This window comes from Ruegeria sp. CH5 (assembly GCF_056537025.1).
In genome coordinates, this window is record NZ_JBQFQT010000001.1 from 88,043 (window position 1) to 101,789 (window position 13,747).

General features: G+C 59.1%; 11 protein-coding genes and 1 pseudogene. 2 read left to right on the top strand and 10 right to left on the bottom strand.

The features are described 5' to 3' along the window. The first annotated feature begins 71 nt into the window (after positions 1-71). The gene (uxaC, locus tag ACR0JC_RS00410) at positions 72-1,415 is read left to right on the top strand and encodes a glucuronate isomerase (protein ID WP_170339820.1); all 1,344 of its coding nucleotides are present in this window, start codon (positions 72-74) and stop codon (positions 1,413-1,415) included. Continuing rightward, positions 1,416-2,612: a mannitol dehydrogenase family protein gene (locus ACR0JC_RS00415; RefSeq protein WP_170339818.1), complete on the top strand. Its 1,197-nt coding sequence runs from the start codon at positions 1,416-1,418 to the stop codon at positions 2,610-2,612. It abuts the gene before it with no gap. Here the strand turns inward: ACR0JC_RS00415 and ACR0JC_RS00420 are convergent. From ACR0JC_RS00420 to ACR0JC_RS00465, 10 genes and pseudogenes are all read right to left on the bottom strand, one after another. Next, positions 2,599-3,462: a sugar kinase gene (locus ACR0JC_RS00420; RefSeq protein WP_170339816.1), complete on the bottom strand. Its 864-nt coding sequence runs from the start codon at positions 3,460-3,462 to the stop codon at positions 2,599-2,601. The two genes, ACR0JC_RS00415 and ACR0JC_RS00420, sit on opposite strands and share 14 nt — an antisense overlap. Beyond that, positions 3,459-4,340, bottom strand: a complete 882-nt coding sequence (locus ACR0JC_RS00425) for a DMT family transporter (protein WP_170339814.1) — start codon at positions 4,338-4,340, stop codon at positions 3,459-3,461. The genes ACR0JC_RS00420 and ACR0JC_RS00425 overlap by 4 nt, the downstream gene beginning before the upstream one ends. 3 nt (positions 4,341-4,343) lie before the next feature. Beyond that, positions 4,344-5,246: pseudogene (locus ACR0JC_RS00430) on the bottom strand (NAD(P)-dependent oxidoreductase); the annotation flags it as partial. A gap of 125 nt (positions 5,247-5,371) precedes the next feature. Further along, complete coding sequence (locus tag ACR0JC_RS00435) at positions 5,372-6,376, bottom strand: Gfo/Idh/MocA family protein (RefSeq protein ID WP_170339810.1); 1,005 nt, start codon at positions 6,374-6,376, stop codon at positions 5,372-5,374. Beyond that, positions 6,373-7,875, bottom strand: coding sequence for a UxaA family hydrolase (locus tag ACR0JC_RS00440; protein WP_480762934.1), 1,503 nt, complete (start codon positions 7,873-7,875; stop codon positions 6,373-6,375). The genes ACR0JC_RS00435 and ACR0JC_RS00440 overlap by 4 nt, the downstream gene beginning before the upstream one ends. Positions 7,876-7,899: 24 nt before the next feature. Further along, positions 7,900-8,850 carry a phytanoyl-CoA dioxygenase family protein gene (locus ACR0JC_RS00445; RefSeq protein WP_170339806.1) on the bottom strand — a complete coding sequence of 317 codons (951 nt, stop codon included), beginning with the start codon at positions 8,848-8,850 and terminating at the stop codon, positions 7,900-7,902. A gap of 10 nt (positions 8,851-8,860) precedes the next feature. Next, positions 8,861-10,483 (bottom strand): TRAP transporter large permease, encoded by a 1,623-nt coding sequence (locus ACR0JC_RS00450; protein ID WP_170339805.1) that lies wholly within the window; start codon positions 10,481-10,483, stop codon positions 8,861-8,863. Continuing rightward, positions 10,483-11,325, bottom strand: coding sequence for a TRAP transporter small permease subunit (locus tag ACR0JC_RS00455; protein ID WP_174819626.1), 843 nt, complete (start codon positions 11,323-11,325; stop codon positions 10,483-10,485). Before ACR0JC_RS00455 ends, ACR0JC_RS00450 begins: the two co-directional genes overlap by 1 nt. A gap of 16 nt (positions 11,326-11,341) precedes the next feature. Beyond that, on the bottom strand, positions 11,342-12,511 hold the full coding sequence (locus ACR0JC_RS00460) for a mandelate racemase/muconate lactonizing enzyme family protein (RefSeq protein ID WP_170339803.1): 1,170 nt from the start codon (positions 12,509-12,511) through the stop codon (positions 11,342-11,344). 78 nt (positions 12,512-12,589) lie between these two features. Then, a complete protein-coding gene (locus ACR0JC_RS00465; RefSeq protein WP_093961716.1) occupies positions 12,590-13,603 on the bottom strand; it encodes a TRAP transporter substrate-binding protein in 1,014 nt (337 codons plus the stop codon). Positions 13,604-13,747: the final 144 nt, after the last annotated feature.

Here is a 13,747-nt window from a genome sequence, read left to right on the forward strand (position 1 = left end):
ACCATTAAAAACTGTGTTAACAATTGACGGTAGCAGTATCGGAGGCAGAATTGACTGGCAATTTGAATGGGATGGCAGAAGACCTGTACCTGGGCATCAAGGATCTGCCGATCGTATCTCCGCATGGTCACTGCGATCCGGGGTGGTTTGCAACCGACGCGCCGTTTCCCAACCCGGCAGAGCTGTTGGTGGTTCCCGACCATTACGTGTTCCGTATGCTCTATTCGCAGGGCGTTCCCTTGTCGGAACTCGGCGTTGGGGAAGAGGGGCGAAAGAAGGATCCTCGCGCCGTTTTCCGCACCTTTGCCGAGCACTGGCATCTGTTTCTTGGAACGCCTTCCCGGATCTGGATGAACTACGTACTGCATGAAACGCTGGGCGTGTCCGAGGAGTTGTCTTCTCGCACCGCAGATCTGATCTACGACAAGATCGCGGAAAAGTTGGCGCAACCCGATTTTCGCCCGAGGGCATTGTTCGACAGGTTCGGGATCGAGGTTCTGGCCACTACGGATTCGGCTCTCGACACTCTCACACAGCATCAGGAGATCCGTGCAAGCGGTTGGGGCGGGCGGGTTGTTCCGACTTTCCGCCCAGACGGGGTCTTGGATGGGGCGGACCCGGAGTTCGTACAGAACCTGGACAAGTTGGCCGAGCTGACAGGCTGCGATCTGGACAGCTATGATGGCTATCTCAACGCACTGCGGATGCGGCGAGCTTATTTCATCCAACTGGGCTGTACCGCCACCGACCACGGTATCGAACGTGTACAGACCGAGTGGCTTGAGGACCCGGATGCGCTGTACCAGCGGCTGAGACGGCGGGAGGGGACCGAACAGGACGCCCGCCGTTTCTACGGGCATATGCTGATCGAAATGGCGCAGATGTCTGTCGATGATGGTCTGACCATGCAGATACATGCGGGCAGCAAACGCAACACGAACAACGCGGTAATGCGGGATTTCGGACGGGACAAGGGGGCCGACATTCCAATCGCGATGGATTGGGTCACGGGCCTTGAGGCGCTGTTGAACCGGGTCGGAAACTCGGCGGAACTGCGCATCATTTTGTTCACACTGGACGAAGGCACCTACGCCCGTGAACTGGCACCAATGGCGGGACATTGGCCGTGCCTTCGGATCGGGCCGCCTTGGTGGTTCCACGACAGTCCAGCCGGGATTGCGCGGTATTTTAATCAGGTCGTTGAAACGGCCGGGTATTACAATCTGGCCGGGTTCAATGACGACACACGGGCTTTTCTGTCCATTCCTGCACGACACGACCTCTGGCGGCGGGGCGTGGCGATTCATTTGGCCGAGCAGGTTGCGCGCGGTTACTTCGGTCGGGACAGTGCCGAGCATCTTGCTCGGTTGCTGGCGGTCGATCTGGCGAAACAGGTTTATGGATTGCAAAGCTAGATGGGTACAATTCTTCACTTCGGCCTCGGCAACTTTGCCCGGGCGCATTTGCTGGACTACACCGATCAAGCGGGTGGATGGGACGTTGTCGGCGTCAGCCTGCGTTCATCCTCGGTTCGGGATGGATTGGCCCGGCAGGGTTTCGAGTACGATCTGTGTGTACAGGGGCAGGGCGTCCGGCGCATCAAAGCTCTGCGCGACGTTCTGGTCGCGCCCGAGGATCGCGCAGCGGTTTTTGATGTGATGGCGGATGCCGAGATCATCTCGGCGACCGTGACCGAGAAAGGTTATCATCTGGATGCCGCGGGCAAGCTGAACCTCCAGGACCCGGCGATTGCCGCCGATCTGGCGGGGCAGGGACCCGCAACGCTGATCGGGTTTCTTGCCTTTGGTCTTGCGGAACGGCGCAAGCCAGTGACGGTGCTAAGCTGCGACAATCGTATGGAAAATGGCAAGACGCTCGAGACGGCCGTTTCCGATTTCGCGAAAGCAGCCGGTCTGGACGTGGATTGGGGTGTCGTTCGCTTTCCCAACGCGATGGTCGACCGGATCACCCCGGCCACCACGGACGCCGTTCGCGCAATCAGCGGCGACCCGATGGCCGTTCCGACCGAGGCGTTCTCTGAGTGGGTGATCGAAGACAGTTTTGCCGGACCGCATCCGGATTGGCCGGGCGTGCAACTGGTCGATGACGTGGCCCCGCACGAGATGCGAAAGCTGCGCATGTTGAACGGGGCCCATTCCCTGTTGGCTTATGCCGGGTTGGAGTGCGGCCTGACCTACGTCCACGAGGCGGTTCGAGACCCGGTTCTGCGCCCGCTGGTTTCCGAGTTGATGAAAGATGCGGGCGCAACGCTGCCCGCTGCGGTGCAAGCACAGGTTCCGGACTATGCCGAGGCTCTGTTGCGCCGCTTTGAAAACCCCGAGTTGGCGCATCGTCTGGACCAAATCGCGATGGATGGAAGCCAGAAGCTGCCGTATCGATTTGTTCCCACACTTCGTGAGACCGACTCTCAGGCGGTGATCGCGGGGATGCGGGCCTGGGTCTCCTATTGCCTGTCCGAGACCGCCAAAGGTCGGGCGCTGAACGATCCTTGCGCGTCGGAAATCGCTTTGGCTGTCAAGCAGCCAGATCCGCTAGTGCCGCTTTTGCGTCTTGTCGGAGCCGAGGATCTCGCGCCGCTTATCCGGGAATGATCGCGCCGCGGAACTGAACGACGGTGGATGCCAGATTGTGTCCAGCCATCAGGGCCTCGGCCTGTGTTTTTCCCGTCAGTAACGCCGCGAGGTACCCACCGTTGAAACTGTCGCCCGCCGCGGTCGTATCCAGCACGTTTTTGGCAGGCTCATAGGTTTGGTCAATGCTCTGACCAATGGACAGGGGGCCATTCTCTCCGCGCTTTAACGCACCGATTCCGTGATGACCCGCAAAGCGTGCGGCCACCTGTTCGGCGCTTTCCCCGAACAGTGCCATCTCGTCGTCGATGGATGGCAGGGCAATGTCCGCACGTCGCCAAAGCCGCTGGTTGATCTGCCGGGCGTGTTCAACGCAATCCCAAAGACGCGGACGAAAGTTGCTGTCATAGACCAACCGGACTGAAGCGCCTTCGAGCCAGTCCAGAAGCGCAAGCCTTACCGAATGCGGAAGAATGGCCACGGAAATCCCCGACAAGTACAGCACGTCATAGCCGTTCAGCGAGCTGAAATCGTGATCGGAAAAAAGCTGACGGGCGGCCGCTTCGCTGCGCCAATAGGTAAAGCTGCGTTCACCATCCGCAGAGGTCGTGATCGCGTACAGGCCCGGAGAGGCGTTCGGAATGATTTGGATGCCGGATGTCCCGATACCATGGCTGGCGATGAAGTCCGCGATGCGCCCCGAGAACGGGTCGTCGCCCAGACATGTCACATACTCCACCTGCAGATCAGGCGCTGCGCGGTGCATGTAGATGGCCGTGTTCAGCGTATCCCCCGCGACGCCCACCTTTGCGCCGGATTCCAGCATGGACAATTCAATCATTGCTTCGCCGATGCAGGCAATTCGCGTCATTTCTTTTCTCTTTTCCAGATGATTAGACCGGCAGCCATGATCAGCGCAGCCCCTGCCAACGTGAATGCGTCCGGTACCGTGTCAAAGAACAGATAACCCCAGATCGCAACATAGATCAGGAACGAATAGGTAAATGGCATCAGCTGGTTCGCCGTTCCGAACCGATGCGCGTTCGTCAGCAGTTGATGCCCGCACCACCCAAAGACGCCAAGACTGATCAGGACGATCATGCTCCACGTGTTTTCCGGTTGGATCCAAAACCAGATGGCGAACGGCAGCAGGACCACCGTACCGGTAAGCCCGAGGTAGAATTGCATGGTGTCTACGGCAACAACCCCCGACAGCCTGCGCGTCATGATCGAGTACAAGGCCAACGCGGTGGCATTGTAGACGATCAACAGCATGGTCGGATGAAAGGCCGAACCAAACGGCCGCACGACAACCAACACCCCCAGAAAACCGAGGATGATGGCCGCCCAACGCCATGGGCCCACGCTTTCTTTCAACACAAAGACGGACAGAAAACACACAATGACCGGGCTGGAAAACATGATTGCCGACACGACGGTCAGGGGCAAAAACCGCAGGGCATAAAAGTTGAAAACAGTCGCCGAGATCAGCAGCAAGGCCCGGCTAATGACCTGCCATGGATGGTCGGTCTTGAACCGGTTGGCCTCAATCCCGCCCTTGGCGATCACGCCCACAGAGATCACGAAGTGCCCTGCATAACGCATGAACGCCAACTGAAATGCCGGCACGCCGGCCAACGCCAACCATTTGGCCCCTAGGTCCACCAGCGAAAAGAACAGCCACGCCGTCAGCATCAGCACGATGCCAAGGCGCGGCAGGTCCGCGTTGGGGTTGGCGGTGACGGCCATAGATCAGGTGTTGAAACGTTTGACGTAGTAGTCAACCATCTGGCTGACCATGTCATCCGCCTGACCGTGGTCGCGCGCGTCGTTCAGCGCGGAAAGTGCGCCCTGTGACATCACGCTGGCAACGCCGGCCTCGCGTGCCATTCGATCATAATACCCAAGGTCTTTCGCGGCGTTCTTGATGGCAAAGGCCAGCTGGTTTGGATCATTCTCGACACCGTAGGCTTTGACGAAATCCATCATTCCGGAATGCAGCGGCCCTGCGGCCATAACGTCGTACAGCTGCTTGCGGTCAACGCCGGTGATGTCAGCCATGGCAAAGGCTTCGGCCATCGCGTTCGCGACCGTCATGCCGAAGAAATTGTTGATCAGCTTGATCGTATGTCCCGATCCGACAGGGCCCAGGTAAAAGACGTTTTCACCCAGATCCTTCAGTGTCGGCTCGGCCTTGTCGAAGGCAGCCTTGTCGCCGGACGTCATGATGTTGAGCTTGCCTTCCAGCGCATGCGACGGCGTCCGGCCAAGTGGCGCGTCAATGTAGCTTCCGCCGGCTGCGGCAACCTCCTCGGCCAGGTTGCGTGTACTGCCCGGAAGCGAGGTGCCAAAGTCGATGACTATCGCCCCGGGCTTCAGTCCCGCGATCACTCCATCAGCACCGCGCATACGGCCCTCGACCTGCTCGGACGTTCCCATGCACAGCATCACGATGTCGCTGGCCTGAGCCAACTCCCGCGCGTTTTGCGCCTCGCGGGCGCCCCGGTCAATCGCGGCGTCCAGATGTGTGCGGTCGCGGTTTCCCAACACCGTGACCGAGTATCCCTGGTCCAACAGCCGGCTCACCATGGCTCCGCCCATGAGTCCCAGGCCGATAAACCCGATTGATGGTTTGCTCATTGGTTTCCCTTTCCGTGAATATGTCTGGTTTTCATTCTTGTGTCTGTCGCGGGCGAATTTGCAGTCTGATTGCTCATATTGCCCGGGGAATAGTCATTGGCCTTTTGAATGGTCCGAAATTTTGCCCTGCCGCGTCTCAGTCAGGCCGGGGCCCGCGCTCGGGCCGTTCGCGCCTTCAGCTCCTGTTCGATGCGTGATGTGACTTCGAGCGTCCGGGCTGCATCCTCGACGTCGATCAAAGGTGGGGCGCCATCGATAACGTCCAGGAAGTGATCCAGTTGCGCCTCCAGCGGTGTGCGTGTCTGGTCCGGCCTTGGAAGTTGGTCTTTTTGGGCCGCAGTGCCCCAATCCTGTCCGCGCCACTGGGTCATGGATGGAAAACTGACGGCGCCCCTGGTTCCTGTGATCCACATCATGTCCTGATGGGTCGTGCCGATGTTCGGGTTTTCGCCGGTTCCGGCTTCAAACCCCCAAGGGCTGGGCGCGGTGTCGGCAAAGCTGATGGTACCTGTTGCGCCGTTTTCGAATGCGATCGCGACAGCGCCGCTTTCGATCCGATCCGATCCGCGGATCGACGCGCCGGGCAGGGCGACAACCTCCGAGATTTCTCCGATCACAAAGCGCAAGACATCGATATCATGCACGAGATTGATCATCACCGGGCTGCCATCGGAAGTCCGCCAGTTCTGTTCAAAATAGCTCTCGGGTTTACGCACGGCCCACAGCAACGAGACGTTGATGACTTGTCCGATCGTACCTTGCGCGATCACCTCCTTCAGGTGCTGCAAGGTTGTGTGGTACCGCCGATGGTGGCCGACCAGGCTGCGGACATTGGCCTCGCTAACGGCCGTCTTAAGGCGCAGGGCATCATCGACCGACGCGGCAACCGGCTTTTCGATCAGCATGTGCCAACCGCGTGATGCGGCCAGAATGCCATGTTCGGCATGCAGGCGGGTCGGCGTCGCGATGATGACACCATCCACTGTGTCCTGCACCTCGTCCATACTGGCAAAACGCGGCGCGTCGATCTGGATTGAGCCATCCGGATCGGCCAACCCGACCAACGTGCAGCCGGGATGCTCAATGACGGCGCGGACGTGGCGGATACCGATCAATCCGCCGCCGGCTACGAGGATCCGTTTCACATCACCGCTCCGATTTGCCAGGGAACGAATTCGTAATCACCCAAGCCATGCGCCTCGGACTTGGTTCGCGCGCCCGAGGCGACTTGGAGCAGCCGTCGGTATATCTCCTTTCCTTTTTCTTCGACGCTGACGCCTTTGGTCAGAATGTCGCCCGTGTCCACGTCCATGTCTTCGGGCATGCGCGCCGCCAATTCGGAATTGGTGGCGATTTTCAGCGTCGGCGCCGGTTTGGATCCAAAGGCCGACCCGCGCCCCGTTGTGAAACACACAAGGTTGCACCCGGCCGCGATCTGCCCGGTCACCGAGGCCGGGTCATATCCGGGGCTGTCCATGAAGGTGAAGCCTTTGGCGGTGATGGGTTCTGCGTATTTGAATACGCCGGTCAAAGGGGTGGTTCCGCCCTTCGCCGTAGCCCCCAGCGATTTCTCGAGGATGGTCGTCAGACCCCCTTGCTTGTTGCCGGGGCTAGGGTTGTTGTCCATCGAACCGTGATTGCGGGCGGTGTAGTCTTGCCACCAATCGATCAGTCCGATCAGTTTTTCCCCAGTTGCGCGGTCAAGGGCCCGGCGGGTCAAAAGATGTTCGGCTCCGTAGATTTCGGGCGTCTCTGCAAGGACACCCGTGCCACCTTGAGCGACCAACAGGTCGCAGGCATGTCCGAGCGCCGGGTTCGCGGTCACACCGGACCAAGCGTCCGATCCACCACATTGCAGCGCAACCATCAGTTCAGACGCCGGGGCTTCTCTGCGTTTTGCCTCATTGGCAATTGGAAGCATCTGGTTGATCTTGCTGATGCCCATCTCCACGGTCCGGCGCAATCCGGCGACGTTCTGGATGTTCATCGTCTGGAAGGTTGGACTCTGCTTCAACCCATATGCGTCAAGCAGCCAGTCGATCTGGTTCATCTCGCAGCCCAGACCGACCATCAGAACAGCAGCGTGATTGGGATGTTTCGCAAACCCCCACATGACCCGTTGAAGAGCTTCGAAACCGTCGCCGGAATCGGCCATTCCGCAGCCCGTTCCGTGGACAAAGGCCACTACGCCGTCGACGTTCGGAAACTCGGCCAGCTTGTCCGGCGTGAAGTGGTTGGCGATCATGCGGGCCGCCGTAGCAGAACAGTTCACGGTGGTCAGAACCGCAATGTAATTGCGCGTGCCGACGCGACCACTGTCCCGATGGTAGCCCATGAACGTATCGACCGAGGTGGCGGGTCTCATAGGCCTGTGATCTGTCGCAAACTCATAGTCCACGCTGGTGTTTCGGAACTCGACATTGTGGGTGTGCACATGATCGCCGGGCTGGATCGGTTGGGTGGCGTAACCGATGATCTGGGAGTATTTTCTGACCGGATCGCCGGGTGCAAGGGTCCCCGTGGCGACCTTGTGGCCCGATGGGATGCGCGCATTGATCGTGACACCTTCGACCACGCTGCCGGCCTCCAGCAGCCGAGTTGCAACCACCACGCTATCCGTTCGATCTAAACGTACAAAAGTCATAATCAGCTTTCCTGGCGGCTGCAGCTAGGCGCAGAACGGCGAGTCCGATGTCCACCGGTGAATATCTATATGCGGCTGTCTAGACAGCCTTGCTCGTGCCGCCTCCCAATTGGATTTGCAGACACGCCAATCCCGCAGCTCGGTTTCGGGGCGCGATCTGGATCTTGCGATGAAGCTGGGGAAATGGTCTCGACCGGTGGGTTGGCCTGCCGCACTGAAGCGGATGTCGAACGACCAGCGGAACCGGTCCGTTTCGTTGACCAGCGACGCATGTGGCGTCAGCGGGTGAAACAGGATGACCCCGCCCGCCTTGACGGGCAAGGGCACGGCTCGGTCTTCGTCAATGAACCCGTCGGCAATGCCTGTCTGCGTGCGCGCGCAATGCGGCAGGATGGATTGGTCCTGTGCCTTTGGCAGCACTTGCAGGCAGCCGTTCTCGATCGTTGCATCGTTGACGGCAATCCAAACCGTGACCATGTCGGTCTGGTCCGCATCCTCCAACGCAACTGCCCGGTCCTGATGCCAGTCCGTTGCGGTTATATGCGCCCGAACCTCGTCCTTGGACAGCTTGAGGGCAGGGGGCTTCAGCCGAACGTGCTGGATCGGATTGCTGACCAACTCTGGCCCGATCAACTGCTCGACGATGTCTAGCATGGGCCGGGCCGTCAGCAGGTCGAACACGGCGGGTCCAATATGGAACGGTGTGTCAGCCATGATCCGGTCGCCGGGCAATGAGATGTCCAGCGGCTGGAAATAGTCGCAACCGGCCTGATAGGCGGACAGAAGTTTGTCCCAGAAAGTCATTCGTGAAGGTTCGTCCTTGACCAGCCCTTTTTCGTACCAACCCTCATAGAGCCGGTTCAGGACATCCGAGTATTCGGCTTGCACCCGATCAAGGACGTCACCGGGAATTACATCCTCGACCACGAGGTATCCGTCCGTCTGGAACTTGCCAATCTGATCTTGTGTCAGCATGGGTTCGACCTCACAACAACAGCGCGATGATGCCCGGCCAGATCAGAAGAACGGAAAGCGCCAGCAGCTGGATCCCGATGAATGGCAGGAAGCCGCGGAAGATATCCGTCAGGCTGATATGCGGCGGGGCCACGGATTTCAGGTAGAACGCCGCCGGGCCGAACGGGGGCGACAGGAAGCTGACCTGCATGTTCATACAGAACACGACGCCAAACCAGATCGCGACATGGCTGGGCTGCAACTGACCGATGAGTCCGATTTCCTCGATGGGAAGGCGCAGGACGATCGGCAGAAAGACCGGGATGATCAAAAGCACGATGCCGACCCAATCCATGAATGCGCCCATGAACAGCAGGATCAGCATCATCACCAGAATGACCAGCATCGTCGGCAGGTCCTGCCCGACGATCAGATCGGCCACGTATTGGGGTCCGCCAGCAATGGTGTAGGCACCCGCCAGCGCGGCGGCCCCGATCGTAACCCAGATGATGGTGCCTGTGGATTTGAGCGTCCGCATCAAGCTGTCCCAAACCAGTTCGAACGATCCTTCGCCACGTAGGATGGCGATGATCAGAACGGCGAAGGCGCCCATGCCTGCAGCCTCGGTGATGCCGGTGATCCCGCCATAGATCGAGCCGAGCACGACGCCGATGACGACAAGCGGTGCAACGAGGCCTTTGCCCATTTCCCAGCCGATTTTTGCGCGCTGTCGGCCAAAGACAAAGAATATCAGCAAAAGGGCGACGATGGTGATGCCAGCAAACCAGGGCAGGTAGTCAGCGGTACCCAGCCGTGCGGGCTCGCCCTGGCTGGCAGCGTTCGAGCCGGAAAGCTCGAAAAACGCGGCGCGGATAAACAGAACGGTGGAAAATCCGGCGACGACGATGCTCATGAAGGCGGCAAACAGTTTGCGCTTTTCAGCCGGTTCGGGGTCGCTCGGGTCCGGTTCCGGAAGCGGCGCGTGATGAGGATTCAACTGCGTGCGGATGATAATGTATAGGATGATCATCGAGGCCAGCATGAAGCCCGGAATAAAAGACGCGGTGAACAGCGACTTGATCGAGGTTTCGGTGATCAGCCCATAGATGATCAGAACGATCGAGGGCGGGATCATGGTCCCCAGCGACCCCGAGGCGCAGATGACGCCGATCGCGAGGTTCTGATCGTAGCCGAGGCGCAGCATCTGGGGCAGGGCGATCAGGCCCAGCAGGACCACCTCACCGCCGATGATGCCGGACATGGCTGCCATGATCACCGCCATGATCGAGGTCACGATCGCGATGCCGCCACGTGTTCTGGACAGCCAGACATTCAGCGACGAATACATGTCGCGCGCGATCCCGGATCGCTCCAGCAGCGATGCCATGAAGATGAACAATGGCACGGATATGAGCACGTAGTCCGTTAAGAGCCCATATATCTTCTGCGCCAGAATATAGAGTGGCCCAGTCCCGGGACGTCCGGTCAGAATGCCATCGCCGAATGAAAACGGGTTCAAAAGAAGTGTCGGCTCGAACTTCAGAACAAGAACCAGAACCGCAAGCGAGGCCGAGGCCAGACCCAGGGGCATCCCGATCGCCAAAAGCACGATCAGGGCGACCATCAGAATGAGTGAGATCGTTCCAATATCCATTAGTCTTGTCCCACCGCTCGTTTGATCATCTCAATTTCGTCTTCGTCCGGTTCATCCGTGTGGATTTCCGGTTCTTTGTTCCAATCCGCGATCAGGTTCAGAACGGCCTGCATGGCGACCAGGGTGATCACGATCAGAACCATGGGCTGCAACGTCGCCGGGATCGGCGGGTTGAAGGCCGAGCCATAAAGCTCCCATTTGTAGAGTTTGTTGACGAAAACCTGCTGATAGCTGCCGTAGACCAGAAAGAACGCGAACATCACGATCAGGATGGTCGAGATCGTGTCGAACACGCGCTGCAACCAGCGAGGAACCGCATCATACAGCAGAAAGATCCGGATATGGCTGCGTTGCTGCATGGCATAGTAGCCGGACATCAGGAACACGAAGCTGGCGAACCACAGCGTCATCTCGTTGGCCCATTCGGTCGGCTTTTCGAGGATGTAGCGCATGAAGACTTCGTACAGCATCACCACCGTCATGATGGCGATCATCATCATCGTGACCCGGCCGATGAACAGGGCGAAGCGGTCCATCGCAGTCGTGCCCTCGTATTCCATCGCTGCCGGCTGGACGGTCTTGGTTCCGATCACCGCAAGGATCGGCAGCAGTATCAGCGCGCCGATATCGACAATATCGACAAATCCGCCGAAAACCCCGGTCATTTCGGGCGTCACGTCGCTGCGCAGATAGATTTCCGTTACCTGGCTTTTCAGAGATTCGGACGTGTAGGGCAGCCAGTCCAACAGGAAGGCCGGCAAATGCCAGACGAGCCAACTGGCCGTCGCGACGAAGGCGAGCGGGATGAGCCACTCCAGTATTCCGCCTGAGTTTTTTTGCATCACGTAGCCCTCGTCCTTATCCGTCGATCCGGTGGTGATCGATAAATTCCAGGTCCGGCTCGACGCCCAATCCGGGGCCGGTCGGGATCGTCACGCGGCCGTTGTTGGCCTTGACTTGTTTCTGTATCTCCAGCGGAACGGTCAGCAGATCGTCGCGGAATTTGTTGTCCGTGGTGTCGAATTCCAACATCGGTTCCCACGGGTGCAGACCGCCCGGCATTGCCGGCATTGCCGCGAGCAAATGCAGGTTGGTGGCCACAGCAACCGCACTTCCCCAGACGTGATTGACGACCGGGGTGAAGTGCGCGTGGCACAGCGCAAGTACCTGCAGATACTCCGAGATTCCGCCCAACGCGCACACTTCGGGCTGAGCGATATCGACACTGCGGTTTTCGAGAAGCGCGCGCCATGCCCAGCGATTGAACACAGCCTCGCCGCCCGAGATATTGACCTTCAGCCCCGCGCGCAGTTCGCGATAGCCGTCAAGATCCTCGGGGGCCACCGGTTCTTCAAACCAATAGGCGTCAAGCTCTTCCAAGGCACGGCCCACATAAAACGCGTCCGAGGTCGTGTAGGCATGATTTGCGTCGACCATGAAGGGGAAGTCTTCGCCAACCCCGCGACGCACCGCCTCGCACAGCTGTACGTCCGGTTTGGGCCCGAACCCGGTCTTCATCTTGGTGGCGACAAACCCCATGTCCTTGATCGTTGCGGCTTCGTCCTCGAACCGGGCGGCAAGGTCGGCGATCGGCTCATCCCGCAGCATCATCCCGTAGCCGTAGCAGGGAACGCTTGTCCGATGCGCGCCGCCGATGAGTTTGTGCAGCGGCAAACCGGCCACCTTGCCGACGATGTCCCAAAGGGCGATGTCCACGCCGGACAGCGCCTGTATCGGCATTCCGCCTTGCCCATGATCTCGCAGAAGGTTGTACACCTTGTGCCAGATCACGTCCTTGTCCAAAGGGTCCAGCCCCAGAACCATCGGCTGAATGACCTGTTCAACGATGGATTTGTTGGCTCTTGCTACGTTGCCGGGGCCAAAACACTCTCCCCAGCCGGTCACGCCCTCGTCGGTTTGAACCTCGACCAGATGGGTTGTGCGCTTGTCATAATACTGCTGCGAATACCCCAGGACTTCGGGCATCTCGTACTGCAGTACATGGCTGGTGATCTTGGTGATTTTCATGAAATGCAGGGTCCCGGGCACATTCGGAGAGGCCGTCAGCACGGCCTTTCCGATTGTCGTTGAGTGGCCGAAGCCCGATTATTGCATTGCGCCCAGATCGCGCAGGAAGTTGATGTGGCTTTCCAACAGCGCCTTGGCCTCTGGGGTCGTGGCGAACTCGGTCCACCCGACCTGAACGGCTGCGCGGTAGGCGGCCAGATCCTCCGGCGACCATTCATACAGCTGAACGCCTTTGGCCTTCAGGTCCTTGGCGGTCTGAGCGTTCTGCACCTCGTTGATCGTCGCATTGTGCAGCGCCAGGCTGTCCATCGCGACTTCCATGATCTTTTTGTGATGTGCAGGCATCGCGTCCCAAACGTCCTTGCGGCAGGCCAGGTGGTCTGCGGGCATCGAGTGGAAGCCGGGATAGTTCGTGTGACCGGCGATTTCGTACAGACCCAGACCCACGTTGTTGGTCAGGTTCGCAGCATCCGCGCCGTCGATGATGCCGGTTTCCAGAGCGGTGAAGATTTCGTTGAAGTCCATAACGATCGGCGATGCGCCCAGTTCGGCAAAGACCTTGGTGGCCAGGCCCGGGGGCGAACGGAATTTCCAGTCTTTGAAGTCATCGACCTTGGCGATCGGCTTGGTCGAGGCCAGAGATTCCGGTCCTGGGATCCACCAGCCGATGAATTCCATGTCGTAGCCGTTGTACAGGTCATTGACGGCATCTCTGCCGCCACCGTGCAGCAGCCATGCCATTTGCTGATAGGGGTTCTGGTAACCGCCCAGCAGATCGCCCGCGAATTGGAAGGCAGGGTTCTTACCGGTCTGATAGCCGCCGCCGGTCATGTCGCAGTCGAGGATGCCCGTTGCCGCGGCATCGAAGGTTTCGACCGATTTGACCACCGAGGACGAGTAGAACATCTCGACTTCGATCTCGCCGTTCGACATTTCCTGGATGTCTTCGACGTATTTTGCCGCCATCTGCCCGGACAGCGTCTCGGGCGAGAAATGGGTTTGAATTCTCAGCTTGGTCGTTTCGGCCACCGCGAAACCGGCCGCCATCGTCGTTGCTACGGCGGCAACAGCCGCTGTCTTGACTATTTTCATATTGTCCTCCCAGACGTTGAGCAGTGCGCCGGGTAGGAGATCTTGCCGCCTCCCTTGTCGACACGCTGCTAGACGTTAAGCGGTCGAATCGAATGCAACAAGAAAAATATGAAATTTCCAAAAATTTCGAGATTCTTGCAATAA

Bases quoted from the DNA above. Each gene is read 5' to 3' on its own strand.
- ACR0JC_RS00420 (WP_170339816.1), bottom strand. From the start codon at position 3,462: ATGACGCGAATTGCCTGCATCGGCGAAGCAATGATTGAATTGTCCATG.
- ACR0JC_RS00465 (WP_093961716.1), bottom strand. From the start codon at position 13,603: ATGAAAATAGTCAAGACAGCGGCTGTTGCCGCCGTAGCAACGACGATG.
- ACR0JC_RS00445 (WP_170339806.1), bottom strand. From the start codon at position 8,850: ATGCTGACACAAGATCAGATTGGCAAGTTCCAGACGGACGGATACCTC.
- ACR0JC_RS00460 (WP_170339803.1), bottom strand. From the start codon at position 12,511: ATGAAAATCACCAAGATCACCAGCCATGTACTGCAGTACGAGATGCCC.
- ACR0JC_RS00440 (WP_480762934.1), bottom strand. From the start codon at position 7,875: ATGACTTTTGTACGTTTAGATCGAACGGATAGCGTGGTGGTTGCAACT.
- ACR0JC_RS00415 (WP_170339818.1), top strand. From the start codon at position 1,416: ATGGGTACAATTCTTCACTTCGGCCTCGGCAACTTTGCCCGGGCGCAT.
- ACR0JC_RS00450 (WP_170339805.1), bottom strand. From the start codon at position 10,483: ATGGATATTGGAACGATCTCACTCATTCTGATGGTCGCCCTGATCGTG.
- ACR0JC_RS00455 (WP_174819626.1), bottom strand. From the start codon at position 11,325: ATGCAAAAAAACTCAGGCGGAATACTGGAGTGGCTCATCCCGCTCGCC.
- ACR0JC_RS00425 (WP_170339814.1), bottom strand. From the start codon at position 4,340: ATGGCCGTCACCGCCAACCCCAACGCGGACCTGCCGCGCCTTGGCATC.
- uxaC (WP_170339820.1), top strand. From the start codon at position 72: ATGGCAGAAGACCTGTACCTGGGCATCAAGGATCTGCCGATCGTATCT.